Below are 24,472 nucleotides of genomic sequence, written 5' to 3'. Positions count from 1 at the left end.
CGGTGATGGTATCGACATGCTCTCCGACACCAGACTTCGCAACCTCAAGCCCAGGGAGAAGCCATACAAGGTCGCCGACCGTGATGGTCTGTATGTGGTCGTCACACCCAAGGGGACGATCTCCTTCCGCTACAACTACCGGCTCAATGGTCGCCAGGAAACGCTGGTGCTTGGCCGTTATGGACCCGATGGCATCACACTAGCCGAAGCGCGGGAGCGGCTCCTGGCCGCAAAGAAGCTGGTCAGCGAAGGCAAGTCACCGGCGCGCCAGAAGTCCAGGGAGATGCAAAAGATCAGAGACGCCGAAACGTTCGGCGCGTGGGCTGATCTGTGGCTCAAGCATTACCCGATGGCGGAGTCCACGAGAGACATGCGCCGGTCGGTCTATGAGCGTGACCTGAAGGAACCATTTGGCCGGCTCAAGATGACGGAGATCAGCCACGAAGACCTTCGGGCACTGTGTGACAAAATCGTGGCACGGGGTGCGCCAGCAACAGCCGTTCATGCGCGTGAGGTCGTCCACATGGTGTATCGGTACGCGCTGGATCGCGGGCATCGTTATGAAAACCCCGCCGAACTCGTGCGGCCTACATCCATTGCGCGTTTCGAACCCAAAGACCGAGCGCTGACCCCACAAGAAATCTGGCTGCTCTACCAGTACTTGGAGCGCGTGTCAACCGCGCCGACCATCCGCTTGGCGGTCAAGTTGCTGCTGTTGACGATGGTCAGGAAGTCGGAATTGACCGAAGCGACGTGGGACGAAGTCAACTTTACCTTGGCGACCTGGACCATACCAGCGGAACGGATGAAGAGGAAGCGTCCGCACGTGGTGTACCTGTCCCGCCAGGCATTGGATATTTTCGTTGCCCTCAAGACGTGCGCAGGCGGGTCGCGGTACGTCTTGCCGTCGCGCTACGATCCTGACATTCCAATGAGCAAGGCCACGCTGAATCAAGTGACGACTCTTGCGTGGAAGGCGGCGCAGCAAGATGGACAGCCGTTGGGAAAGTTCTGCGTCCACGACTTACGGCGGACCGCCTCGACCCTGCTTCACGAGGCCGGATACAATACGGATTGGATCGAGAAGTGCCTCGCCCATGAGCAAAAGGGAGTACGAGCGATTTATAACAAGGCTGAATATGCCGAGCAGCGGCGCATCATGCTTCAGGACTGGGCTGACATGATCGACCGCTGGGTACAGGGCGACCCGGCGCTTTGGGCCGTTGTGCCGCCGCCTTCCTCGCCTCTATCTGTCAGGTCCCGGACGATTACGTGGTTTGAAGATGAAAAGATCGGGGCGTTGAGCGTACCACTTTTTCAAGGCCTCCAGAGGTGTTATGTGTCCGATTGCCTTCTGGGGTAAATGATGGTTGTACAGCCAAACATAACGGGTCAAGGTAGTCTCGAGGTCCTCGGCGCTGTTGAAGTGATGGGTGGCAAGGACCTCGGCAATACGGCCGTTGAAGCGTTCGACCATGCCATTGGTCTGAGGGTGTCTGGGCTTGGTGAGGCGATGCTCGATGCCAAGGGCCTGGCAGAGCTGATCGAACTCGTGCTTCCCGGACGGTGCGCGCGCGCCTGAGGCGAAGAGGCGATCCGTGAACTCCTTGCCGTTGTCGGTGAGGATGTGCGTGATTCTGACCGGGCAGGTCTTGTGCAAGGCCTTCAGGAAGCTTCTGGCCGCGGCTGCGGTCTTGTTTGGCTTAATCTGGATGAAGACCCAACGGGTGGCGCGGTCAATGGCGACGAAGAGATAACGCCTCTGATGTTCGTCGGGCATCTGCGGCAGGTACTTGACGTCGATGTGCAGGTAGCCCGGCATGTAGGTCTTGAATGGCTTGGAAGCAGGCGCATCCTTGGCTTCACTGGGCAGTTGGGATAGGCCATGGCGCTTGAGCAGACGATACAGCCCAGAACGTGAGGCCCGGGGGTTGATGAACTCCCGTGTGACCACCAGCAGATCGTCAAGGGGTAGCTGGAGGGTCTTGCGCAGCTCCACCACCAAAAGCTCCTGCGCCGGGGTGAGCGTCGTCTGCAAACGATGCGCGGTATGCGGGCGATCTTCCACAAAGTCCCGACGCTTCCAGCGGCGGATGGTGTCTTCGGATACGCCCAACTCGGCTGCCAAGGCCGCAACCGACAAGGACGAGGACTGGATGTAGGCGCGGGTGGCGGGGGTTGTGGTGGCGTTTTTGTGTAGGCGAATAATCATGGTTGAGCGCTCCGGAGGTTGTCGATCAGCTCTCGCATCACTGCGCGACTAACGAAGAGTGCACGACGCGAAGGATCTATGCAATCGTCCGGAACCCTACATCTATCCATGCTTCGACCTCCCTCAAGTCCCACGCCACTGATCGCGGAGTGAGGGTGAATCGTCTCGGAAATTCACCGCGCTTTTCCATATCGAAAATCGTCCGATCCGATAACGGAACGATCTTTAGAAGCTGCTTGCGGTTGATGAGCACCTTCCCAGGGATTTTGAGTTCATCTTCTCGAATGGTGCGCATATTATCTCCGTTACATTCCGATTCTTGCCAGAAAATCTAGGCCACCCATTTAGCATTTTGTGGGGCAAGGGTGCTCGCTTTTGAGTCATTGCGGCCCAACTCGGCTTCCTCCAGAAAGCGAGAAGGCGGGCCTTCCTCCACGGCACTGCTGACCACCAACCGGTTTTTCGCCCGAGTCATGCCCACATACATCAAACGGCGTTCGTCTTCCTCGTCGGAATCGGCGTGAGGCAAGGTGCCATCCTCGCAACCGACAATCCACACGCTGTCGAACTCCAGACCCTTGGATGCGTGCAGGGTCATGATGTGCACATGCGGTGCCCGCCTGCCAGCGGGGCTGGATCGCGTCACGAATGCCAATCGCTGTGCCAGCGAACCGCTCAACTTGATGAGTGCACCTTCGAGCTTGCGAAGCAGGGATGCTTGCGGGGGCGTGCAGTACTCCGCCAGAAATGCGGCGACGCCATGCACCACCAGCGACGCTCGATCTTTGCTCGATTGCTCGCGCCATGCGATCATGCCCATGCGCAGGCCCATCAAGAGCTTGCGGGTGGCATCATCGCTGGCGTGTTCCACGGCGGCATGGAGGCGGGCCACACAGCCACCACGCGAGCGTCGGGAGTGGTCATTGATCCATCCGGCCTGCACACCACAAAACGACAGCGCGTTGGCAATGCCCGTCCAGGAATCATCGAGCACGGATCGCAGCAGCCCACACAGCACGCTGCCGATGGAGTGCTCCCACACGCTCTTACCCCCGGAGCGGGCGAACTCGACGCGAGCGCCCGACAGGCCGACCTCGACCGCATCGAGAATATTGTTCGTTCTGGCGAGAACCGCCCACTGGGTGCCTCGCGGACTCTGGCGGATGGCGTCCACCACCATATCGACCTCGCTCCAGCGGTCGGGGCAACGAATCACCCGAATCTCGCCGTTGTCTTGCCGGTGCGCGATGATTTTCTTGGCTGCCCGATGTTGGTTGTGGGCAATCAGCCGCGCCGCATGGTCCAGGATGTTGGCTGCGCAGCGGTAGTTGATCGGAAGCGTGGTTTCGGTTGCCGACAGCGCCGTCGTGACCCTTTGCAAGCCCGAGTAGCCCAAGGCTTGGCGAAAGGCATACAGGCTTTGGTCATCGTCGCCCACGAGAGTGACTTCGGTGCCAGCGCGGCCATGAAGCAACACCCACTCCATCTGCACCTCATCCATATCCTGGGCTTCATCGACCAGCATCCAGCGCACAGGCAGCGGAGGCAGTTGCCCGCTGGCGATGCGCTGCACGCACGCCAGCAGCAGGTCGGCAAAATCCATGGCGCCTTCGGACGCCAGCAGGTCTTGGTAGGCACGAAACACCGCCTCCTGGGTGGCGTTGGCAAACGGTGCTGGGTACAGGCGGGCCTTCGCGGCGTCGATGGCGCGCACCAGGTCATCGAACGGCTCTTCGCTGCCGTGCTGTTGCCAGCAGCGACGCAGCAGGCTCACGCGCTCCCCTTCAGCGAGCAAGCGCGGGGGCTGGCCCCCTGAAGCGCGTCTCAGGTGCGCCAAGGCCAAAGAGTGAAAGGTGCCCACGGCCAACCGCTTGGCGTGGGCTTCTCCGCACGAGGCGAGGATACGCGAGCGCAGTTCCTGGGCGGCGTCTCGCGTGAACGTCACGGCACAAAGACGGCCCATGTCATGGCTGGCAAGCAACCGTGACGCCCGCTCGGACAGCACCCTCGTCTTGCCCGATCCGGGGCAGGCGAGCACGGTGCAATGACCGCTTGCCTCGACGGCTCGTGCTTGATACGGGTTGAGCACTGACACTACGCGGCAGCTTGTTCGGGATCGACGGCCTTGATCTCGCTGGCCGCCCCTTCTGCAACCTGAACATCGCCCGCTGCATCCTTCTTGCGCGCGGCGATCATGGCTCGGTTGGCGATGCTGCGCACCGAGCCAGCCAGACGGAGCAGGCGGCGCTTCCACTCGTAAATGCTGGCCGAATAGGTGCTGTCTGGGATCACGCCCGACAGCCACAGCGCATCGAGCTTGGAGACCAGTGCATCGAACTCGCGCACGATGCCGACATAGCGCACGGCGCGAGGGGAAGTGATCTTGGCCTCAATGTCCTTTGGATTCGAGTATTCGATACCAGCGAACTCGATACCGTTATTCTCGGCGACTTTTTCCAGGCGGGCGATCTCTGCGCGAATATCCTCGAACGCCTTATTCATCCGCTCGTCGATGATGCCCTCGACTTCGCGCGCTTGCTCTTCGGTGCCGACGATGCGCAGCACGACCGACAGAGAAAAGATTGCATTCGCGCATGTCTCGAATCCACGCTCGAACACTTGCTGTGCGTGGAAGGACTGAAGACGAACTTTCTGGATGAAATACGGGAGACTTTTGCGGTTGTCGGGGGTGTTTCGAGGTGGTTCCTGGGCTGCCATGCCGTGCTCCTTCGCTGATCTTGGCGACAATATCGTACCCAGAGCAGGGCCTTGTGGCTAGTTCCGAAACGCGACCAAAAATGTCACGATTAGAGACTTGACACCGCTGAGCGCCGGTGTAGCATGATCACATCGTTTCGTTGTGCCTAGTGCCGCGAGCGTGTCCTAGCTGGGGACTTGAAAGAAGCAGCATCAAAGACACGCCGACCGCGCCATGCGTGGCGGCGAGTAGAGAAAAGAGAGGGGCGCATCTCGCCCGACCCTGATCCACGGGACATTGTGGTGATGGCTTGGGCGCGAGACCGTAAGACCTCGCCTTGTCCGTTATGAGCGGACGAGGCTTGAGGCAGCGCGCCCCGTGAGCCTGCGTGAAGGGGTTCTCCAAAGAACGGCGGGCGGCTTGGAAGGCCGCCAGCGGACGGTATCCGTGCGTCTGACAAACGCGCATGGCGGATACCAGTTCGTCCCGTTGGGGCGGTAGCTCAATTGGCAGAGCAGCAGGTTGTCACCCTGGCTGGTGCGGGTTCGAATCCCGTCCGCTCCATTCCCCAGACACCACGGGTGCTGTAATATTGGCACCGGCAATAAGGCAGACACATCCGCTGTCAGCGGATGGGGTGACAGCCCCTTCCCCAGAAGGGGTTTGCCGAATAGACTGGGAGCGACGCCCCGCATGTCGGGGCGTTCGTTTGTCCAGGAAGATTTCTCAACCCTGCGGGGGCCGTCACGCTCCCGCAAGGGGCCGTGGTGCCTCCGCGTTTTCTTGGAGGCCATCATGGCACTTGTCATCGTAGCTTGCTGCATCACCGGCTGGGTTCTCTCGCGCCCGATCGTTCGGGCGCTGGGACTCCGGTAAGCAAAAGCGTCTGCGGGGCAATCCCGCAGGCCACAGACCCTTGCAGATGGGGTTTGCGGCCTGCGGGGTTGTCCGGGCGCGCGAAAAGCCGGGCAGCCTTGCGGGTCAGTCCATCTACCCAGCAAGGAAACGCCATGACACTTTTGATCCTCTCGATGTGCGCAGTCTCGGGATACGTCATCAGCCGCCCGATCGTTCGGGCGCTGGGACTGCGCTGATTGAGTCGGGCGCCCCGTACCAGATACGGGGCTTCCCAGGGCATGCTGGAACAAGTGTGCCGTGGAAAGCCAGCTTTGTTGCTCCTGGGTAACCATGAGCCACATGGCGGTAGCTGGCCGCCCTAAACAAACAGCACCAAGGTTGCTCGCGCAAGCGGGCATTGTGTTCAACCCCTGCGGGGCATCTCATCCCCGCAAGGGGATAGGTGTCTCCAGGGATATTTCCATGGAGACCAAAATGAAGATTGAAAACGTAGGTGTCGGGTCCCGGATGATTCCTAACCTGTTTTGAGAACAGATGCGGATGGGAGCTGCGCCATCGTTTCATGGCCTGGAGGGGCGTGAGGTGCTGCAGAGCCTTCTGGGGCAGGTGCTCGTTGTACAGCCACACGTAGCGGTGCAGCGTGGTGGCCAGGTCCTGGGCGCTGTTGAAGTGGTGCGAGCGCAGCACCTGCTCAAGGCGCCCGTTGAATCGCTCGACCATGCCGTTGGTCTGCGGCGACTTCGGCCGGGTCAAGCGATGCTCGATGCCCAGGGCTTCGCACAGGGCGTCGAACGCATGCTGCCCCGAGGCGTCCTTGGCTTTGGAGCCGAACTGGCGGTCGGTGAACTCACGGCCGTTGTCGGTGAGCAGGGTGTGGATCTTGAACGGCGCGGCCTTGTGCAGCGCGTTGAGGAAGGATTTGGCCGCTGCGGCCGTCTTGTGGCTCTTGATGGCGATGAACACCCAACGCGTGGCCCGGTCGATGGCCACGAAGACGTAGCGCCGGGCCGTCTCATCGGCCATCTGCGGCAGGTACTTCACGTCCAGGTGCACATAGCCCGGCTCATAGGCCTTGAAGGGCTTGGACGCGCGCGCAGGGACCTCCGGGGCCGGCAGGCGCGAATGGCCTCGTCGGCGCAGCAGCCGGTCCAGCGCCGAGCGGCTCATGCCAGGTTCGATGAATTCACGCACCACCGCCAGCAGATCGTCCAGCGACAGCCTCAGCTGCGTGCGCAGATAGATCACCAACTCTTCCTGCGCGGCATTGAGCGTGGTCTGCAGCCGGTGCGGGGTGTGGCTGGCGTCAAACACGCTGTCGCGCTTGCGCCAGCGCCGGATCGTCTGGCGGCTCACGCCGTATTGCCGGGCCAGCTCGTAGTCGCTGGCCGAGGACTGCTGGATGGCCGCGCGCACGGCCGGCGTGGTGGTGGCATTCTTGTGCAAGGTGATCAGCATGCTACGCCTCCCGGACGGATGATCTTGCCAGCACGGCCCGCAGCACCTCGCGGCCCATCAGCAGGCCTCGTCGATTATGCAGCAACCAATCATCCGGGACCCGACACCGGACGGCAAAGTCCTCGTCGATGCCGAGGACATCCAGGCGCTGAGGGGAGCCAGCGAGCCGCCGACCGTGCCGTCGCTGTCTCACGTTCGCGCCATGCTCCGGCGCGTCATGGGCGGCCCCGATAAGGTCGAGCAAGGCCAATAACCGACTGCGCCTGTTTTGCGTGTGGCCGTCCACGTCGGGGGACGGTCACGATCTTGCGCGCTTCTTCGCCTGCGCGCGGCGACATCTCCAACCCGACGCGCCCACCCCCTCGCCGCACTCATTCCCCCACGAACCGCCCGTTTGGTCTGGCTAAACACAGCGGTGCATGTGAACTGCGCCGCCCTGCCCGAATCGCTGGCCGAGAGCGAACTCTTCGGCCATGTGCGCGGTGCCTTCTCCGGCGCCACCACCGACCGCCCGGGCCGCTTCGAGGCCGCTGACGGCGGCACCCTCTTCCTCGACGAAGTGGGCGAGTTGCCCCTCACCGTACAGGCCAAGCTGCTGCGCGCCCTGCAAAACGGCGAGATCCAGCGCCTGGGCACCGACCGCCCGCGCCGCGTGGACGTGCGCATCATCGCCGCCACCAACCGCCAGTTGCGCGACCAGGTGCGCGACGGCCATTTCCGCGCCGACCTCTACCACCGCCTGTCCGTCTACCCGGTGCCCATCCCGCCGCTGCGCGAGCGCGAGCAGGACGTGCTGCTGCTCGCCGGCCGCTTCCTCGAACTCAACCGCGCCCGCCTGGGCCTGCGCAGCCTGCGCCTCACCCCCGCGGCCGAGGACGCCCTGCTGCGCTACCCCTGGCCCGGCAACGTGCGCGAACTCGAGCACGTGATCGGCCGCGCCGCGCTCAAGGCCGTGAGCCGCGGTGCTGCACGCCAGGACATCGTGAGCCTGCCCCCCGAACTGCTCGACCTCGACGGCCCCGAGGCGGCCTCGCCGGGCGCCCCGCCCTCGCCGGCGGCCCCGGCGCCTGCCGAGCCGCTGCGCCCTCTGCGGGAAGCGGTGGCGTGCTTCGAACGTGAACAGATCGCACGGGCCCTCCAGGCCCATGGCGGCCAGTGGGCCGCGGCCGCCCGCACCCTCGGTCTGGATGCCAGCAACCTGCACAAGCTCGCACGCCGCCTGGGGATGAAGTGAGCCCACCCCGTCCGGGCTACCATCGGGCCCACCTCCGCCCGTGTGAGCGCTGCCGATGATCCGACACACCCGCCTCCTGCTCTGGCGCACGCTGGCCAGCGTGTCGCTGCTGCTGGGGCTGGTGGGCGTGGTGCTCCCGGTGCTGCCCACCGTGCCCTTCCTGCTGTTGGCCGCCTGGGCCGGCGGACGTGGGTGGCCCAGCCTGGAGGCCCGGCTGCTGGCCCACCCGCGGCACGGCCCCGTGATCCGTCAATGGCGCGAGCGCGGCGCCGTGCCCCGCCGGGCCAAATGGCTGGCCACGGCCATGATGCTAGGCAGCGCCACCGTCCTCTGGTGGAGCCCCGTGGCGCCCTGGATACGCGGCGCGGTTTACCTCGTCTTGCTGGGCGTGGCCCTGTGGTTGTGGCGCCGCCCCGAGGCCTGAGCGGGGCCTGCTTGATCCCCCTCTGGGCAGGCAAGGGGCTTCTGGGGTAGAAAGGACGCACACCCACAACACCCGGGAGAGCATCATGAAGATCCTGCTGCCTGTGGACGGCTCCGAGCTCTCGCTGTGGGCCGTGCGCCATGCCGTCGAACTGGCCCGCAGCGGCTTGCAGGCCCGCTTCGTGCTGGCCAACGTGCAGGAGCCGCCCACCCTGTACGAGGTGGTCACCGTGCATGACGCCGAGGTGCTCGAAGGTGTGGCCGAGGGCGCGGGCCGTCATGCCCTGGAGGGCGCCGAAACGCTGCTGCGCGAGGCCGGGCTGCCCTTCGACAGCGAAATCGCCAGCGGCGACCCGGCCCACACGCTCATCGAGCTGGCCGAGACCCATGGCTGCCAGGCCATCGTGATGGGCGCCCGCGGCATCGGCGCGCTGCGCGCCGGCCTCTTCGGCTCCGTCTCGCGCGCAGTGCTCGACGACGCCCCCGTGCCCGTCACCATCGTCAAACCCCCCGAACCCGACGCGGCCGCCGAGGCGCTGGACGAGCCAGGCGTGGATTGACGGGTCATCGCGGGCAGTGACGGCCCATTCAACGATGAGCAGACGCTCACAAGCGGCACCGTGGTCGATGCACCCCTGATTGCCGCACCGGCTCCACCAAGAACAATAGCGGCGAGCGTGCCCCCGAAATGCATGTCTGACCTGCCGCCCGAAATGTCCAGTTCTTCACGCCAAAGTCAACAGACCGCTTCGCTGCAAGAAAGGACCGGTGTCCGTTCATGACGCGCTTGCCAGCAGCGCGCGCAACTCGGCTTCGATCGCGCGCCATCGCTGCTTGTTCATCTTCACCAAGCCGAAGTGGCGCAGCATGAACGCGCCTTCGGCAGCCAAGAATGCGATCCAGGCGCGGCGCTGCTCGGCGCTCGTGTGATCGAGTCCGGTCAGCCGTTCCCGATACCACTGGCGCACGCCCTCCAGATCTCGCGGCGACTGCAGCAGCGCAGCCAACAAGCCGGCGGCCTTGGCGCTGGAGAGGTCGTCGGATCCGAAAGTAGCAGCCACGTGGGCACGCACCTTGCCGATGGTCGAGGCGTCGGTGCCCGTCATCTCGCGATAACAACGGTCATAGGCCTGCCCGAATCGCTCGAACAGCGCATCGATCAATGCCGCCTTTGTCCTGAAGCACGACTGGACCCCCCCTTTGCTGATGCCTGCTGCCTGGGCCACGGCATCGATGGTCAGTGCCGAGGCCCCGTGTCGCCGGACCAACATGTCTGCGGCGTCGAGCACCGCCTCTCGGTCAATGGAGCGGGGGCGGCCCATGCCATCGCCTCCTGTCGATATCAATACGGTCGTATGATAACGGCGACACCCCACTCTGAAGCCTCACCGATCGATCCCATGCAAGCTGCCGCTCATCCCTCCTGGGGGCGTCGCACCTGGCCCGTGGCCCTCGTGGGCTGGGTGGGCGTGCTCGCCTTGCTGGGCCAGCCGCTGCCCGCCGTGCCCGCGGATCTGGCCGCACAGTGGGCCGCGCTGCCGCATTGGGCCCAGCGGGCGGTCTTGATCGTCCAGCCCGGGCTGCTGGTGCTGGCCGCCAGCGCGGTGGGGGCGGCCGTGGCCCATCGGGTGGGCTTGCGCAGCGCGCTGGCCGGCACCGGTGCCTGCCCGCGTGGCCAGACATGGGCGGGGGTCGCGCTGCTCGGCGCGTGCGTGGGCGGTCTCGTGCACGGGCTGGATCGGCTCTGGGCGCCGCACTTGGGCACGGCCTGGCTGGCCCTGGCGCACGCCCAGTCGGCCCAGCCCAGTCCCCCGTGGTGGATCGGCCCGCTTTATGGGGGGCTGGCCGAGGAGGTGATCGCGCGCTGGGGCCTTCGGTATTGGTGGCGGGTAGTTTACCCAGCGGAAAAGCGGCTCCCGAGCTTACGAGCGAGGGAACGGGGCCACGGGGGCTCCCGAGGGGAGACAGGCCAGTCGATCGCACAACCAGCCAAACCCCACCCGCTCCTGCTCCAGACGCAGCCGGGGCTGGTGGCGATCGAATCGGAGGTCGTCATAGACCGCCGTCTCCTCGGCCGTGAGACGCGCCAGGTCGTGGCGCGCAGGGTCGGGCTCCTCGCCCCAGTGCAGGCGGTGGGCAAGGAGAGTCTCACGGTCCATGAGGAAGGACGCCGCGTGCGGAAAGTAACCACGCAGATGGTCGAGGATGGCGAAGCCGTGGGTGTCGATGTCGCCCCAGTAGTGCAACTCGCATCGATGCAGCCACGAGGCGCGCGCTAGCGGTTCCCAACCGTAGCCTGCACCGAAGACGACGATGGCACCCGCAGCCGGCGGGAAGGCGAGGAAGTTGGTCTCGTTCTCGGTGATGAAGACGCGCCGGGCCGGTAGCGTCAACGCCGCGAAGCTCGCGGCGTCCAGCGTGATGTCGGGCAGGCTCTGCGGTGAGGATAGGCAGCCCGGAAGGCTGGGCAGCGATGGGTCGAGCAGACGAAACCGAATCCGGACGGGCTTGTCGAGGAAGCCAAATCGGCGCGCGAACTGCGCGACGCCGGTCGCGTCAAGCTCGATGACTTCGGGTTGCAGAGCCAGGTCCAGCAACTCGGCCAAGACGCCTCGGTGGCCCTCGATGAACTTGCTGTCCACGCCGGGCACGTCAACCTGGCGCAGGTACACGCCCGGTCGAGGATGGGCCTGCAGCCATGCGACGACGGCCAGCAGACGCCCCCAGCGGTCGGCCAAGGCCAGCGCCTGCAGCGGCCGCCGAGACAACCAGGCCAGCAACACGGGCTGGGTGGCGGCCGTCTGCTGCCACACGGCCTCGAACCGCTGTGCCTGGCGTGCCTTGCCGATGAAGGCCAAGGCGTCCTGCAGGGTGTCGAGCCAGACGGCCACAGGAAGCCGCTGCGTCCCTTGGACGCGGTGGTTCCACTCGCGCCATTCGATTCGAACCTGAGGGGTATTGGCGATGGTGCACACCCACTCTCGCACGGCCTCGAAGCGGTCGGACAGGTCGGCAGACGACGGGATTTTAAGATTCAGGCGCAGCGGCCACAAAACGGTGTCCGTCACCGCCGCGCGCAGCAAGTCGCCCCGATCCCACAAACGTTGGACCTGGGCGCGCAGATCGGCAGGCGTGGTCCAGCTCATAGCGCCGCGCCGTCTCCGGCGGCTTGGGATTCGGCCATCCCGTCCACGGTATCTGCCGCTTTCTGCGCCCGGTACTCCTCGATCGACAGGCAGCGCAGCCGCGAGTCGCGCCCGCCCTCGTTGTGCACGAAACCCACGCTGGCCACGAAGGGCTCGATGATGTGGATCTTCTGCAGCGGCGTGACGATCAACAGCTGCAGGTTGAGCTGCTGAAACAGGCGCAGCCCGTACTGCGCCGACTCGTCCGAGCCGCGCCCGAAAGCTTCGTCAATGACGACGAAGCGGAAGGAGCGCGAGCGCACCGCGCCCCACTCCAGCCCGAACTGGTAGGCCAGGCTCGCGGCCAGCACGGTGTAGGCCAGCTTCTCCTTCTGGCCGCCCGACTTGCCTCCTGAGTCCGAGTAGTGCTCATGCTCGGCCCCGTCGGCGCGCCAGCGCTCGCTGGCCGAGAACAGGAACCAGTTGCGTACGTCGGTGACCTTGGCGGCCCAGCGCCGGTCGGCGTCCGACAGCCCTTCACGACCTCGGAAGCGGTCGATGATGGCCTTGACCTGCAGGAATTTGGCTTCCGAATACTGTTCGTCGGCCGAGCCCGTCATCGCGCCCTCGGTGCACGCCCGCAAATCCTGCTGGAAGTCGCGGATCTCCGCATCCGGGCTGGGCAGCGCCACCAGCTTGATGTACCGGCCGGGGTTGTAGTCGATGGTTTGGAGCGACTGGTTGATGAAATCGACGCGCTCCTTGATCGTCTCGCGCTCGCGGGCGAGCTGGGCGTTGAAGTTGGCGATCTCGTTGATCGTGTTGACGTTAAGCAGCTCCTTGAAGCGCGCCTCGAAGCGCGGCAGGTCGTCGTTCTTCAAGCCGGTGAGCATCCGCTCGTACTCCGGCAGCGCCGCCAGGCTCACGTCCATCTCGACGGTCTCCGCCTTGAACGCCTCCTTGAAGCCGCGCATGGCATTGACGATGCGCTCGGTCAGACGGGCCAGGCGCTTGTCCTCCGCGTCGATGCGATCCTGCAGCCACTTGCGCACATCCTGTTCGCGGTTGTCGCAGGACTCGACCGACAGCTGATGCTCGCCCAGCGCCTTCGAACGATATCCATCCAGGTGCTCGATCTGCTCCTCCGTCAGCGGCGAGTCGTTCCAAATGTGGACCGTCTGATTCCGCAGTTCCTGCGCCGTCGCATGCTTGGTTGCGACCTCAGCGCGTTTGTCTCGGGCCTCGTCGCGCTTGCGTTCCGTTTCCGCGAGCCGGCCTTGCGCCGCTTTGAGCTGGTGCCCCAGCTCTTGCAGCGTGTTGGATGCGGCTTCAAGCCGCACGCGCTCCTCGGCGAGCAGCGCGATCTGGCGCGCCGGGCTCATCCAGTCTATTTCGGCAAAGCGCGTGAACTCTTCCAGCTTGCTCAGTGCCTCCAGCCGCCCCCGCAGCTCGTTGCGCGCTTGCTGGATCTCGCCCAGGCGCTGCCCAAGTGTGGCGAGCCTTGCCTCCAGACGCTCCCGCTGGTCGCGCAAGGCCCGCAGCTTGTCGGCGTTGCTCCAGCCGAGCACGTAGCGGCTGCGGTCGTCGATCCGGCTGCGGTCGTCCTTCTCGTGGCGACCGCTCGGGTCCTTGATTTGCCCTGCGCGCGTGATGGCGCGGCCCTCGCGGCGGAACTGCTCGCCGGTGTCGCAGCAGGCGAAGTCAAAGCGGTTTTTGAGTTCCTGCTCCAGCCACCCGTAGAGCGGCGAGTCCGGCTTGATTTGGAGCTTTCTCACCAGCGACTGCGGATGCAGCATCCCGCCTTGCGCCCCCTTCCTTTGCCGTACATGGAAGTACACCAGTCGGGCGCCGAGATGTTGGCGGTCCACCCAGTCCGCCACGGCCTGGTAGTGCGCGTCCGGCACCAGCAGAGCAAGACCAAAGCCGCGCAGCAGCCGCTCGGCGGCGCCTTCCCAATCGCGCTGGTCGTCACGCACCTGGATAAGTTCGCCCGCGAAAGGCAGCTCGTCCTCGCCGATGCCCAACGCCGCGCACAACGCCTCGCGAATGCGAGCTTGGGCGGCGTCGATGTTGCTCTTGCGACGCTGGAGACTGTCGATCTCGTCGGACAAGGCCGCGTGCTCTTCGCGGCCCTTGCGAAACGCGAAGTCCTCCTCGCGCTCGCGGTTGTCCAAGTCGGCGATGCGCTCGCGCAAGTCTTCGGCACGCTGGGCAATGCTTTGCTGTTGAGCGAGGAAGCCGGCTTCATCCCCCGGCGCCGTCTCGTCGATGCGCGTCAGCAAGTCGCGATAGCGGTCGGCGCGTTGCTTGCGTTGCGTCTTGTCCTGCTCAAGACGGCGAATCTCTGCTGCCAGTTCCTCCAGGCGATCGCCGCCGTTGTCGCGCAGGGCGCGTTCCAGACGGCCGACCTCGATGCGCTCGGCTTCGCGCTGTGCGTCGAGACGCTCGATCTGCGCATCCAGCCTGGTTGCATCCTGCGCCAGCAGGTCAAGGCGGCGGTCCAGCAGCTCGCCCTTGAGCTTGGCGAAATACGGTCGCAGCTGATCGCGCGCCTCCCGCAAGCCCTGAATCTCGGCGGCCAGCGACTGATGACGATGGCCATCCTCGATCAAGGGCGTGAGCATCTCCACCTGCCGCTTGGCCTTGAGCACCGCCTGATGCGCCCGGTCCAGATCGTCGAAATGGCGGATCAGCGCCTCGATGCGTTGCCCCGAGTCGAAGGGCTCGAGCATGTGGCTGCGCACGAAGTCGGTGAGATTGCCCACCGACTTCATCGAGACGGTCTGGTGGAACAGTTCAAGGGCCTGTTCATGCTCGATGCCGAAGCGTCGGCGGAACCAGGCGCCATAGGGCGGGAAGCTGTCGAACAGCTCGCAGCCGGCGCCGCGCAGCTTCTTGCGCAGGGCGCCGATGTCGCTGCCGAAGCCGCTGAAGTCCTCGGCGATGGCCAGCGCCCGCTCGGCGGTCACGAACAGGCGCGCCGGCTGGCCCTGCGGGTCCTTCAGCCAGAACACCTGGGCCAGCGTCACGGCCTGATCGTAGCCCTCATTGCGGAAGACGCTGAGGATGACCGAGTAGCTCGACGCATCGCGCAGCGCCACAGGCTTGGCCGTGCCGGTCACCTCGTTGCGCTCGCTCTTGTAGTGGCCGAGCACGTAAGAGCGCAAGGAGCGCTCGCGCGCATCCGCCCCGGCGGCCTTGTTGTAGGCCACGCGATGTGCTGGCACGAGCAGGGTGGTGATGGCATCCACCAGCGTAGACTTGCCCGAGCCAATGTCGCCGGTCAGCAGGCCATTGCGTCCGGCCAGCGCCAGCCGCCAGACGCGCTGGTCGAAGGTGCCCCAGTTGAGCACCTCCAGCCGGTCGAGCCGAAAGCCCACCCGGCTGTCGTCGGCGACGAAGTCCAGCCCGAGCGTCGGTGCCTCAAGCATCGGCCTTCTCCTGACGGGCACCAAGACCCGCGCCGCCCGACAGCGCCGTGCGGTAAACCTCCAGCCGCGCATCGAAGTCGGCCAGCCACTGCGCATCCACAAAAGCCTTGAGAATGCGCCGCACTTCATAGCGGCCCGGGTCTTGCGCGCTGCCTGCCGCGGGCTTGAGCCGGCGCAGGAAGCCCAGATCCACCACTTTGGTGATCGTCGCGTCCACCTGGTCCATCAGCCGGGCCTCGTTGGGGCCCTCGGGCAGGAACACCCGCATCATCTCGGCGATGTCCTCGCGCGCGAGCACCAGGCGCGTGTCACCGCCACCCGCATCGAACTCGGCCAGGCGCTTGCGCAGCAAGGCCAGCATCAGGCTCACCGAGTAAGACAGCGGCCGGCGTGCCACCAGCCGCGGCAGGCGTGGCGCGCCCTCCGCTTCGTCGGCGTCCGGGCGGCTCTTCAAAAAGGCATAGCCCTCGGCCTCGTCCAGCACCAGATCGAGCAGCAGCACCGCGGCCTGTTCGCGCACCCGCGCCTGCAGGCGCAGCAGGCTGGCCCACAAGCGCTCGTCATCTTCGCGATACAGCACGCCCTTGAGCAACTGCACCATGAGCTGCGACAGCTCGGGCACCGCGGCTGGCACGCCGGGCGGCGTGTCCATCGGGCCGTCGTCATCGAGCGCTTCGTTCATGTTCCTCATTCCCTGCGGCGGACATCAGCGCGTGAAGATCACGCGGGGCAGGCGTGCCGCGCGCATCACGGCGTGGCCCGCAGCATCGGTGCTCTGCCAGCGAATCGTCTCGGGATGGCTATCGTCCACCACGACTCGCCAACCGTTCGCTGTCTCACTGCCATCGGTAGCATGGGCCAGCTCCAGGTAGGCCACCAGCTCGGCCAGGCCCTGGCGCAGCGGCTCGGCCTCCACCAGTTCGCGCAGGGTCACCTGCGGGCGATGGCGCAGCGCGGCTTGCACCGTGGCGCGCAGGCGGGCTTTGTCCACGACGATCTGATCGAACAGGCGTGCGGTGTCAACATCGTCATCACCGGCCAGCACGGCGAGATCGGCCAGACGCGGCTTCAGGCTCGGGGTGAACAAGGGCCGCTCCAGCGGCAGTTCGATGTCGGCCCCCATCGCGTCGATATGCATCACCGTACCGACGGGGGCGGTATCGCGCAGGGCCAGCGCCTGGGTCTCGATGCTGCGCAACAGATCCAGGATGCGGCGGTTCTCCAGAAAGGCCCGGTCGTCGAGGAAGCGGCGCAACTGCTGCGAGAGCATCGCCACCGTGCGCTGCGTGTGCTCGCCGGCCTCCAGCCAATCGTGGTGCACGCGGCGGGTGCGCGGATCGGGTTTCAGTTCTGCCACGGCGGGAAGCCGCAGCACCTGGTCGAGCCGCTCGGAGAGCTCCTCCTGCCGACGGCTGGACATCAAAAAGTCCCAGAAGGCGCGGAAGCTGCGGCCCTGGTCGGAATCGCCGATGGCGTCGCGCTCGCCCATGATTTCATCGAGCAGCGCGCCCTTGCTGCCGGCCCACAGCGCGATCTTCTCGCGCACTTTGCGGTCGAGCTGGCGGAAGTTGTGCTCCACCTCGCGGAAGTCGGCCAAGAGCTCGCGCGCCAGTTGCTGGAACTGCAAGAAGCGGTCTTTGACCGCCGTGTCGTCCAGCAGCGGCACGTCGCCCGCCAGCACGCGGGCGATTTCGGCGTCCAGTTCGTCGCGCTTGGCGCGCAGGTCGGCCACGCGCTTGATCGGGTCGGCCTCGGTGCCGGCGCTGATCTGCTCCAAGAGCGCGAACAGCGTCAGCAGGCGCGATTCGGTGCCGACGAAGGGCCGCTCGGTGAGCGACACCAGCCAGGCGATGGCCTTCTCGGTGGCCGGCGTCAGATCGAACTGCGCCTCGTCCGTGCCCGGCTTGTAGAACTTGCGCAACCAGCCCTTGTCCGGCGCGGCCCAGTCGTTGAGATACTCCCGCGCCGCTTTAGGGTAGGCTTCTGTCCCCAGTTGCTCGCGTAAAGAGTAAAGCTCGTCCTCCAGCGCTTCGGCCAGATCGGCCTCGCTCATCACGCGCACGTTGGGCGCCACGAACACCCGGTGCAGGAAGCTCGCCACCAGCGGCGCGTGCGGCGAAGCCAGAAGCCGCCAGGCGGGGTGGCGGTCGCGTAAGGCGGCGAGCGTGGCGTGGTCCATGGCCTATTGAGAGAACATTCCTGCCAACTCCAACTGACGGTTGCCATGCTTCTCTGCAAGCCCGGCTACTGCTGCAAGAGTGTCTGCCGGGATGTTGGCCAGTTCTTTGGGCTCCAATTTATGCATTCCGCCTCCATAAACCCTGCCGTGCCCCAAGAGCGTTTCTCGGGTCATAGCGTTGAGTTGCTGCCACAGGATGCGCAACACATCTGGGTTACGACGGAGTTGTTCGACAAGCGGCGGCAGTGGATAGAGCATCAAATAGACATTCGTAGCGATGGCCTTGCTGTGGTTTAGCAAGAACCGGAATGGCCTGCCGTCATGGTCACTCCGGCCGATGTAGGTGCAGACGATGGGGGCGGCGGCGCGTCGCTCCTGCGCATACCAATGCCGCCGCGAGCGGCAAAGGTAGCGGGGAGCAACGTGCTCTAACCCTGTCTGAAGGTAGGCCCACAACGCCGGATGATGACGCTGCACCTCGTCTTCCGGCAGGTCGCAGTCAAGCAGAAACAGGCGTTTGTCCAGCAGCGGCACCCCCTGCGCGTCGGCCATGATCTCGTCGTCCTTGACGTAGCGCGCGCTCGGGAGGATAGGACGCAAGAACTGCGGCGGGATGCTCAGGGAGCGCACGCGCTCCTCATCAAGGATGAAGAAGCTGTTATCGCCGGTGGCCAGGCCTCGCTTGATGGCAAACAAGTCGCCCAGCCGGTAGCCCTCATGGACAGCCTCGGCGTCCTGCTTAGGAAAGCGCGTCCACTTCTCAGCCCGCTCCAGGTCCTGCACGCTCACGTTCTTGATGAGTGCCGGCTTCTGCATCGTCCCCCCATAGGAGAACGTGACCTCATGGCCAGCCGGCGGCTTCTGCTTCTTGAACCAGACTACCGCCGAGGACACCAACGCGTCATCGAACTGGACATCGTTGGGGTCAAAGCGATGGATGTGCAGCAGCGTTACCTCGCGCAGCAGGTATGCCTTGAGGGCCTTGCCGTAGTTGACATCCATGAACTCGCTCGGGATGAGCCATCCGGCAACGCCGCCCTCACTCATCCAGTCGTGCGACAGTGCCATGAAGTAGCAGTAGAGGCCAGCCAGGCCGGACAGCTCGACGTGTGCCACCCTGCGCGCTGCCTCCTGCAGGCGCAGCTTCTCTTCGCCGCTCAGGTGATGGTGGCGCACATAAGGCGGATTGCAGATGAGCAGGTTCGCTCGGCCGGCATCAGCGGCCGGCGGTGTCTGCCGCGTGAAATCCCCCAGGGTGATTTCGAGTGGCGAGCCCTGCCACAGATCCAGCGCTGGCTGTCCGTAGTGCGCATCAATCTCAAAGCCGCGCGCCCAAGCGACGGGTCTGCGTCGACAGGTCGACCTCAAGGCCGAATAGAACGAGCCAGTGCCGATAGCCGGGTCGAAGAAGCGCACCGCTTCGCCCTGAGGCAACAGGCTCAGTCCGTAGGCAAGCACGTCGCGGGCGAGCTGTGTGGGCGTTGCGAACTGGCCGAGCTTGTTGCGCTCGGCCTGAGTCTTGTGGCCGTCGAGCGCCGCCTGTAAGGCGCAGCGGCGTTCTTCGAGCTGGTCGTTCTTGCTGGGCATGGTCAGATTCCGAACAGCGCGAGGTCATCGATGCGGTGTTCCCACACCCAATCGATGCCTTCGGCTGCCTCATAGCCGAGATAGCCGCTATCAAAGTAGCCGCACAGGAAGAGGTTGAAGCGCACGGCGTCACCGTAGGTGCTGCGAAGCTGGGCCATCTTGACCGCCTCTTCCTTGCGGCGCTTGTTGGTGTTGGTGAAGTCGCCCGCTGACTTCGCCTCGAAGAACAGCGGCATGTCCTTGGCCTTAGCGGTCTTTGGCATGATGACCGCATCAATGGGGATGTTGACCGACTGCACCCCGCCCTCCAGCTTGACCGGCACGTTCAGGCGGAAGCTGAACGTGCCAGCGGGCATGGCGTTGAACTTGGTTCCATCTCCAGCGGGAAGCTGCTTGTAGCCGCGCTGCTCCAGCCAGGCCTTGATGGCGGCGAGCTGCCGCTTCTCCTGAGCATTACGAATAATGGGGTTGGCGACGGCGCCGCACAGCCGGTCGGCGACGATGGTGGCCGCTCGGTGAATCTCAACCTCGGTCGCTGGCGCCTCGCGTTTGATCCACACGAAGATGTCGGGGTCAGCGAGGCGCTCGATGATGGCAGCGATTTTTTCGAGCTCACGGTCGGCCTGGGTGACCGACATCCGCACCGGCAGCCGCTGCTCCTGCTCCATGCACTTGACGAGGTTGGGGGAAGCGCCTGCCAGACCAATGAGACGGTCTACTGCCAACGGTGGGCATGTGGACATCCGAAGCGTCGGCAGGATCTCGGGATGTTTGCGCAGCACCGCCGGCCGCACGTCGGTAAGGTTCCCGGTGGCGCGAAGCGCTGCCTCAACGTCCTTGGTAGTCTGAATTCGCGTGGTGCGAAACGCATCTGGCGCAAAATTTATGAACCAGTCGTTATACATATCGACCGATAGCGCCACGTCGGCCTTCCAGTTGTGAGGTTTGTCGAGATTGACAGCCATGCTGATACCTCCAGTAGTGCCATCTAGCGGGCGGGCAACATGCTGTGTTGCGGATCTTCAGGCCTTCTTTTCATCGCTATGCTTGCCTCCAGCGCGGCGATGTGTTCGGGCTTGAACTGGTCGAGCCGATAGGCGCTGTCTTTCAGCAGGTCTGCAAGGGTGACGGGGATGTCCTGTTTTTTGTGTGTGGGGCGGTTTCTGAATCTGTCCTCGTGTCGTTCAGCGTGGTGCGAGGGTGAAGCGGTCGCCGTATAGTATCGCGAACTGGTTCATCGCCGATTTCCACTCCTTGCTCGCCCGCTTCCAGTCCGCGGTGATGTTGCGCAAGGCCAGCCAGATCAGCTTGGTGGCCGCCTCGTCGCTTGGGAAGTGCCCGCGGCTCTTGATGATCTTGCGTAACCGCGAATGCACGCTCTCGATGGCGTTGGTGGTGTAGATGATCCGCCGCACTTCGGGCGGGAACGCGAAGAACGGGATCACCCGGCTCCACGCCCGCCGCCAGGCCGCGACCACGGTCGGGAAGCGCTGGCCCCACGGCCCTGCCTCGAACGCGTCCAGCGCGCGCTCGGCGGCCTCCGCGCTCGGTGCGGTGTAGATCGGCTTGATCGCCGCGGCCAGCGCCTTACGGTCCTTCCAGCTCGCATAGTCGAGGCTGTTGCGGATCAGGTGCACGATGCAGGTCTGCAGGGTCGTGGCCGGAAACACCGCCTCCAGTGCCTCCGGCAGGCCCTTCAGGCCGTCGGCCACGCCGATCAGCAGGTCCGTGACCCCGCGGGTCTTGAGATCGTTGAACACCTTCATCCAGAACTTCGCGCCTTCGGTGTTCTCGATCCAAAGCCCCAGAATGTCGCGGGTCCCGTCCGGCAGCACGCCCAAGGCCAGATACACCGCCTTGTTGCGCACCACGCCGTCCTCGCGGATCTTCACCCGCAGGGCATCGAAGAACACCACCGGGTACATCGGCTCCAGCGGCCGGGCCTGCCAGGCCCCCACCTCGGCCATCACCGCGTCGGTGACGGCGCTGATGAACTCCGCTGACACCTCGATGGCGTACATCTCGGCCAGATGGCCCTGAATCTCGCGCACCGACATGCCGCGGGCATACATCGAGATGATCCGGTCGTCAAAGCCGGCAAACCGGCGCTCATGCTTCGGGATCAGCTGCGGTTCGAAGCTGCCGGCCCGGTCGCGGGGCACCTCGATCCGCAGCGGCCCGCCGTCGGTCAGCACGGTCTTGCCGCTGCGGCCGTTGCGATGGTTCCCGCAGCCGCCCTCGGGGCTGGCCAAGTGCACGCCCAGCTCAGCCCCCAAGGCGCGCTCGATCACGGCCTTCTTCAGCTTCTGGAACACGGCCTCGACGCCGGCGGCGTCCATCGGTCCGGGGATCAGCTTCTCAAGCAGCTCGTCGGGAAGAATGGCGTCCGGCTTCGCGGCGGGGGTGGTCTTCTTGCGTGGCATGGGGGCTCCTGGAAGTCGTCATGGTAGGCCCCTCACACAAAAATCCTGACACCCTCAGGGTGACGGTCATGTCGGTTTTCCTGAACGCTCGTTGTTCTCTTCGTCCGCGCCCCCGGCGCGCACCCACTCATCCACCTCGGACAGCTTGAACTTCCACAGACGCCCGACGCGGTGCGCCGGCAGCCCGCGGTGTTCCCGCCAGCGGTACACGGTGTCCTTGGCCACGCCCAGGTGTTGCGCGACCTGCTCGACGGAAACCCACGGTTCTGTGGTCATGGTGTCCGCGCTTGCCAACTGGAAGCGCCTCAAGTGGATTAAACCGGATGAAAGTCTATCAGCTGGGAAATGCGCTCCCAAGCTTGGCTTCGGGGCGGAGCTGCGCGTGAATCGGGGCGTAGCGATCACTCCGGAGGCCCCCATGGACACGACCCCCAAGCTCACCCCGACTCAAGCCCTGCTGCTACGCACTGCCGCCCACCGCGCCGATGGACAAGTGATTCCGCCTGAGACGCTGCGCGGTGGCGCACGGGTCAAGGTGCTGACTGCGCTGCTCGATCGTGGCTGGATCGAGCCCGCCGACGGCTACCACGTGCTGACCGACGCGGGCTACGCGGCCATCGGCCAACAGCGGCCTGTGCCGCCGGATGGCGTCGCGAAGTGCGACACCACCGACGACCTCCAACTTCTGGAGGGCATCCCGGTGCGCCCTGGCACCAAACTCGCCGCGCTGGTGGTAGCGCTGCGCCGCCCGCAGGGGGCAACCAGTCTGCAACTGATGCTGGCCACCGGCTGGCAGCCGCATTCCGTGCGCGGCGCGATCTCGGGCCTGCTGCGCAAGCGCCTGGGCCTGAACGTGGTACTGACGCGCAACGCCGCCGGCGAGCGCGTGTACCGCATCGACTGACGGTCGGCCGCGCCGCAAGGGGTCGGAGTTCAGGTCCGGCCCTTGGGGTACGCACAACATGCGTACCCTGGCCGTCCTTCCGGTCGCTGGCCGTGGCGGCAGCGCTGGCCTGCAAACCGCAAACCCTGCAAACCTCGGTTTGCAGTCTGACGCTAGAAAGTCGCCCCTGAAATATTCATAACCTCATGATTTTTCTTGTGTTATTGTCTGTTTGCGAGTACAATTTCCCCCAGATTTGATGGTCTGATGCGCCGTTTTCTGGGAGTTTTGCGATGTTTGCCTGCCCCGCCACCGAGGACTTCTTCCGCGCCCGGCTCGATCAGATGATCGACCTGCGCCATCCGCTGGCGGTGTTGTCCTCACGCATGCCGTGGCAGGAGTTGGAAGCAAGGCTGTCGCACCTGTTCATGCGCAAAGCGCGCTCTGGGGTGGCCATGCCCGATCTGGACCTCTTTGGCGAATCTCCGGTGCGCGCAGCTCGGGCGTCCAACGCAGGCCGACCCCGCGTGCCGCTGCGCGTGATGATCGCGCTGCTGTATCTGAAGCACGCCTTCAACGAGTCGGACGAAGGGGTGGTGGAGCGTTGGCGCGACACGCCGCGCTGGCAGTACTTCTCGGGTCTGGCCTACTACGAGGACCGGCTGCCGTGTGACGCCACGACGCTGGTGAAGTTTCGCCGGCTGCTGGGCGAGGAGGGGGTGGAAGAACTCCTGGCGCAGACGATCAACGTGGCGGTGGAAACCGGACTCATCAAGCCGCAGGAACTCAAGCGCGTGGTGGTGGACACCACCGTACAACCCAAGGCGGTGGCCCATCCGACCGACAGCCGGCTGCTGGAGACGGCACGCACCAAGCTGGTGGAGGCGGCCAAGGCCGCCGGCATCGCCTTGAAGCAGACCTTTGCCAAGGAAGGCAAGGAGCTGGCCCGCAAGGCAGGACGCTATGCGCACGCGCGGCAGTTTGCGCGCATGCGCCGGGTCATCAAGCGTCAGCGCACCATCGTGGCCAGGCTGCAGCGGGAGATCGAGCGCAAGGCCAGCCGCCTGGGGCAGGCCATCCAGAGCGCTCTTGGCCACACCCTCAACAAGGCAGCGCGTCTGGTGGCGCAGACTGCCAACCGAAAGACCGCCGACGGGACTCGAAAGCTCTACGCCTGGCACGCGCCGGAGGTGGAGTGCATCAACAAGGGCAAGGCCCGCTGCCCTTACGAGTTCGGCGTCAAGGTCGGCATTGCCAGCACCCTGAAGCACAGCCTCATCGTCGGAGCCCGGGCCTTCCATGGCAACCCCTACGACGGGCACACGCTGCAAGCGCAGCTGGAGCAGGCCACGATCCTGATGCAGGACAGCGGCATCAAGCCCAACACGGCCTATGCCGACTTGGGCTACCGCGGGGTGGAGGCCGACATTGCGGATGTGCGCCTGGTGCACCGCGGCAAGATCAAGCGCCTGACGCACGAGGAGCGCAGACTGCTCAAGCGCCGCCAGGCCATCGAGCCGGTCATCGGGCACTTGAAGCAGGATCACCGCATGGACAGGTGCCACCTCAAGGGCGAGCAGGGTGACCGGCTGCACGCGGTGCTGTGCGCGGCGGGCTACAACATCCGCTGGCTGCTGCGCATGATCGCCAACAAGGGCGTGCCCTTCTTGAGGCGAGCTTTTTTGCGCCTCATTGCGGCCGTGCGCCTCATCGGCCGGTGGCTCGCCCAGCGGCGGCCAACCGAGACCAGTGGCGCCAACCCTGCCCAGCTGCGGCTAAGGGCGGCGTGAAAATGAATTTTTCAGGGACGACTAGAAAAGCGCCGCGCTCGCGCCCCCCGCATGGGCTATTGGCCAGGAAGGACCCGTCGATGCCCGGGCGGCTTCCTCGACCGACGCCGCTGTCCAGAAGTTAGCCGAGATACTACCCCTGATCGGCCTGCTTTGTTGCACCCCTGAACGACC

The 24,472-nt window shown here is 65.0% G+C and carries 20 protein-coding genes, 1 tRNA gene and 2 pseudogenes; 8 read left to right on the top strand and 15 right to left on the bottom strand.

Translation table 11 applies throughout. The features are described from left to right. Positions 1–16: 16 nt before the first annotated feature. Positions 17–1,363 carry a tyrosine-type recombinase/integrase gene (locus tag ACPYIS_RS11540; protein ID WP_425973616.1) on the top strand — a complete coding sequence of 449 codons (1,347 nt, stop codon included), beginning with the start codon at positions 17–19 and terminating at the stop codon, positions 1,361–1,363. Here ACPYIS_RS11540 and ACPYIS_RS11535 read toward each other — a convergent pair. The 4 genes from ACPYIS_RS11535 to ACPYIS_RS11520 form a co-directional block, all read right to left on the bottom strand. Next, positions 1,247–2,212, bottom strand: coding sequence for an IS481 family transposase (locus tag ACPYIS_RS11535; protein ID WP_424859323.1), 966 nt, complete (start codon positions 2,210–2,212; stop codon positions 1,247–1,249). The genes ACPYIS_RS11540 and ACPYIS_RS11535 overlap by 117 nt on opposite strands. A 76-nt stretch (positions 2,213–2,288) precedes the next feature. Then, complete coding sequence (locus tag ACPYIS_RS11530; RefSeq protein ID WP_425973613.1) at positions 2,289–2,507, bottom strand: helix-turn-helix transcriptional regulator; 219 nt, start codon at positions 2,505–2,507, stop codon at positions 2,289–2,291. 36 nt (positions 2,508–2,543) lie between these two features. After that, positions 2,544–4,301 carry an ATP-dependent helicase gene (locus ACPYIS_RS11525; protein ID WP_268969071.1) on the bottom strand — a complete coding sequence of 586 codons (1,758 nt, stop codon included), beginning with the start codon at positions 4,299–4,301 and terminating at the stop codon, positions 2,544–2,546. A gap of 5 nt (positions 4,302–4,306) precedes the next feature. Beyond that, entirely contained in the window at positions 4,307–4,930 is a 624-nt protein-coding gene (locus tag ACPYIS_RS11520) for an AcaB family transcriptional regulator (RefSeq protein WP_144327684.1), read from the bottom strand. Positions 4,931–5,401: 471 nt separating this feature from the next. Between ACPYIS_RS11520 and ACPYIS_RS11515 the strand changes: the two genes are divergently transcribed. Beyond that, positions 5,402–5,474: transfer RNA gene (locus ACPYIS_RS11515), tRNA-Asp, on the top strand. Positions 5,475–6,263: 789 nt separating this feature from the next. On the opposite strand, the pseudogene ACPYIS_RS11510 reads toward ACPYIS_RS11515, so the two are convergent. Then, positions 6,264–7,223: pseudogene (locus tag ACPYIS_RS11510) on the bottom strand (IS481 family transposase); the annotation flags it as partial. A gap of 76 nt (positions 7,224–7,299) precedes the next feature. On the opposite strand from ACPYIS_RS11510, the gene ACPYIS_RS11505 reads away from it, so the two are divergent. The 4 genes and pseudogenes from ACPYIS_RS11505 to ACPYIS_RS11490 all read left to right on the top strand — a co-directional run bounded on the left by ACPYIS_RS11505 (position 7,300) and on the right by ACPYIS_RS11490 (position 9,440). Next, the gene (locus ACPYIS_RS11505) at positions 7,300–7,476 is read left to right on the top strand and encodes a hypothetical protein (protein WP_425973611.1); all 177 of its coding nucleotides are present in this window, start codon (positions 7,300–7,302) and stop codon (positions 7,474–7,476) included. 162 nt (positions 7,477–7,638) lie between these two features. After that, positions 7,639–8,457 (top strand): annotated as a pseudogene (locus ACPYIS_RS11500) (sigma 54-interacting transcriptional regulator); the annotation flags it as partial. A 55-nt stretch (positions 8,458–8,512) separates the two neighbouring features. Beyond that, on the top strand, positions 8,513–8,881 hold the full coding sequence (locus tag ACPYIS_RS11495) for a YbaN family protein (protein ID WP_424859136.1): 369 nt from the start codon (positions 8,513–8,515) through the stop codon (positions 8,879–8,881). 85 nt (positions 8,882–8,966) lie between these two features. Next, positions 8,967–9,440, top strand: coding sequence for a universal stress protein (locus ACPYIS_RS11490; protein WP_424859137.1), 474 nt, complete (start codon positions 8,967–8,969; stop codon positions 9,438–9,440). 216 nt (positions 9,441–9,656) lie between these two features. On the opposite strand, the gene ACPYIS_RS11485 is transcribed toward ACPYIS_RS11490, so the two are convergent. The 10 genes from ACPYIS_RS11485 to ACPYIS_RS11440 all read right to left on the bottom strand — a co-directional run bounded on the left by ACPYIS_RS11485 (position 9,657) and on the right by ACPYIS_RS11440 (position 21,901). Further along, positions 9,657–10,202, bottom strand: a complete 546-nt coding sequence (locus ACPYIS_RS11485) for a TetR/AcrR family transcriptional regulator (RefSeq protein WP_424859138.1) — start codon at positions 10,200–10,202, stop codon at positions 9,657–9,659. A 63-nt stretch (positions 10,203–10,265) separates the two neighbouring features. Further along, on the bottom strand, positions 10,266–10,610 hold the full coding sequence (locus ACPYIS_RS11480; RefSeq protein ID WP_424859139.1) for a hypothetical protein: 345 nt from the start codon (positions 10,608–10,610) through the stop codon (positions 10,266–10,268). A gap of 192 nt (positions 10,611–10,802) precedes the next feature. Further along, entirely contained in the window at positions 10,803–12,026 is a 1,224-nt protein-coding gene (locus ACPYIS_RS11475) for a DUF3322 domain-containing protein (RefSeq protein WP_425973609.1), read from the bottom strand. After that, entirely contained in the window at positions 12,023–15,436 is a 3,414-nt protein-coding gene (locus tag ACPYIS_RS11470; RefSeq protein ID WP_425973607.1) for an ATP-binding protein, read from the bottom strand. Before ACPYIS_RS11470 ends, ACPYIS_RS11475 begins: the two co-directional genes overlap by 4 nt. Beyond that, on the bottom strand, positions 15,429–16,118 hold the full coding sequence (locus tag ACPYIS_RS11465) for a DUF4194 domain-containing protein (protein ID WP_143969622.1): 690 nt from the start codon (positions 16,116–16,118) through the stop codon (positions 15,429–15,431). The genes ACPYIS_RS11470 and ACPYIS_RS11465 overlap by 8 nt, the downstream gene beginning before the upstream one ends. 24 nt (positions 16,119–16,142) lie before the next feature. Then, entirely contained in the window at positions 16,143–17,615 is a 1,473-nt protein-coding gene (locus ACPYIS_RS11460; RefSeq protein ID WP_425973605.1) for a DUF3375 domain-containing protein, read from the bottom strand. Between the two features lie 3 nt (positions 17,616–17,618). Beyond that, positions 17,619–19,202, bottom strand: coding sequence for an Eco57I restriction-modification methylase domain-containing protein (locus ACPYIS_RS11455; protein ID WP_425973603.1), 1,584 nt, complete (start codon positions 19,200–19,202; stop codon positions 17,619–17,621). Positions 19,203–19,204: 2 nt separating this feature from the next. Next, a complete protein-coding gene (locus ACPYIS_RS11450) occupies positions 19,205–20,167 on the bottom strand; it encodes a XamI family restriction endonuclease (protein ID WP_409710641.1) in 963 nt (320 codons plus the stop codon). 219 nt (positions 20,168–20,386) lie between these two features. After that, positions 20,387–21,625 (bottom strand): IS256 family transposase, encoded by a 1,239-nt coding sequence (locus tag ACPYIS_RS11445; RefSeq protein ID WP_132963481.1) that lies wholly within the window; start codon positions 21,623–21,625, stop codon positions 20,387–20,389. Between the two features lie 66 nt (positions 21,626–21,691). Beyond that, positions 21,692–21,901 (bottom strand): helix-turn-helix domain-containing protein, encoded by a 210-nt coding sequence (locus ACPYIS_RS11440; protein WP_425973601.1) that lies wholly within the window; start codon positions 21,899–21,901, stop codon positions 21,692–21,694. Between the two features lie 142 nt (positions 21,902–22,043). On the opposite strand from ACPYIS_RS11440, the gene ACPYIS_RS11435 reads away from it, so the two are divergent. Together ACPYIS_RS11435 and ACPYIS_RS11430 are read left to right on the top strand one after the other, a co-directional pair. Next, positions 22,044–22,529: a DUF3489 domain-containing protein gene (locus ACPYIS_RS11435; protein ID WP_425973599.1), complete on the top strand. Its 486-nt coding sequence runs from the start codon at positions 22,044–22,046 to the stop codon at positions 22,527–22,529. Positions 22,530–22,801: 272 nt separating this feature from the next. Next, on the top strand, positions 22,802–24,298 hold the full coding sequence (locus tag ACPYIS_RS11430; protein ID WP_425973569.1) for an IS5 family transposase: 1,497 nt from the start codon (positions 22,802–22,804) through the stop codon (positions 24,296–24,298). The last annotated feature ends 174 nt before the right edge of the window (positions 24,299–24,472 follow it).

The organism is Tepidimonas sp. HKU78 (assembly GCF_049860815.1).
Taxonomy (GTDB): Bacteria; Pseudomonadota; Gammaproteobacteria; order Burkholderiales; family Burkholderiaceae_C; genus Tepidimonas.
Note: the sequence above shows the minus strand (reverse complement) of the source record. Positions and strands in the feature narration are given on the sequence as shown.

Coding starts and splice junctions, on each gene's coding strand:
- ACPYIS_RS11450 (WP_409710641.1), bottom strand. CDS start 20,167: ATGGCTGTCAATCTCGACAAACCTCACAACTGGAAGGCCGACGTGGCG.
- ACPYIS_RS11520 (WP_144327684.1), bottom strand. CDS start 4,930: ATGGCAGCCCAGGAACCACCTCGAAACACCCCCGACAACCGCAAAAGT.
- ACPYIS_RS11495 (WP_424859136.1), top strand. CDS start 8,513: ATGATCCGACACACCCGCCTCCTGCTCTGGCGCACGCTGGCCAGCGTG.
- ACPYIS_RS11540 (WP_425973616.1), top strand. CDS start 17: ATGCTCTCCGACACCAGACTTCGCAACCTCAAGCCCAGGGAGAAGCCA.
- ACPYIS_RS11430 (WP_425973569.1), top strand. CDS start 22,802: ATGTTTGCCTGCCCCGCCACCGAGGACTTCTTCCGCGCCCGGCTCGAT.
- ACPYIS_RS11435 (WP_425973599.1), top strand. CDS start 22,044: ATGGACACGACCCCCAAGCTCACCCCGACTCAAGCCCTGCTGCTACGC.
- ACPYIS_RS11465 (WP_143969622.1), bottom strand. CDS start 16,118: ATGAACGAAGCGCTCGATGACGACGGCCCGATGGACACGCCGCCCGGC.
- ACPYIS_RS11460 (WP_425973605.1), bottom strand. CDS start 17,615: ATGGACCACGCCACGCTCGCCGCCTTACGCGACCGCCACCCCGCCTGG.
- ACPYIS_RS11470 (WP_425973607.1), bottom strand. CDS start 15,436: ATGCTTGAGGCACCGACGCTCGGGCTGGACTTCGTCGCCGACGACAGC.
- ACPYIS_RS11535 (WP_424859323.1), bottom strand. CDS start 2,212: ATGATTATTCGCCTACACAAAAACGCCACCACAACCCCCGCCACCCGC.
- ACPYIS_RS11445 (WP_132963481.1), bottom strand. CDS start 21,625: ATGCCACGCAAGAAGACCACCCCCGCCGCGAAGCCGGACGCCATTCTT.
- ACPYIS_RS11505 (WP_425973611.1), top strand. CDS start 7,300: ATGCAGCAACCAATCATCCGGGACCCGACACCGGACGGCAAAGTCCTC.
- ACPYIS_RS11490 (WP_424859137.1), top strand. CDS start 8,967: ATGAAGATCCTGCTGCCTGTGGACGGCTCCGAGCTCTCGCTGTGGGCC.
- ACPYIS_RS11485 (WP_424859138.1), bottom strand. CDS start 10,202: ATGGGCCGCCCCCGCTCCATTGACCGAGAGGCGGTGCTCGACGCCGCA.
- ACPYIS_RS11440 (WP_425973601.1), bottom strand. CDS start 21,901: ATGACCACAGAACCGTGGGTTTCCGTCGAGCAGGTCGCGCAACACCTG.
- ACPYIS_RS11530 (WP_425973613.1), bottom strand. CDS start 2,507: ATGCGCACCATTCGAGAAGATGAACTCAAAATCCCTGGGAAGGTGCTC.
- ACPYIS_RS11475 (WP_425973609.1), bottom strand. CDS start 12,026: ATGAGCTGGACCACGCCTGCCGATCTGCGCGCCCAGGTCCAACGTTTG.
- ACPYIS_RS11455 (WP_425973603.1), bottom strand. CDS start 19,202: ATGCCCAGCAAGAACGACCAGCTCGAAGAACGCCGCTGCGCCTTACAG.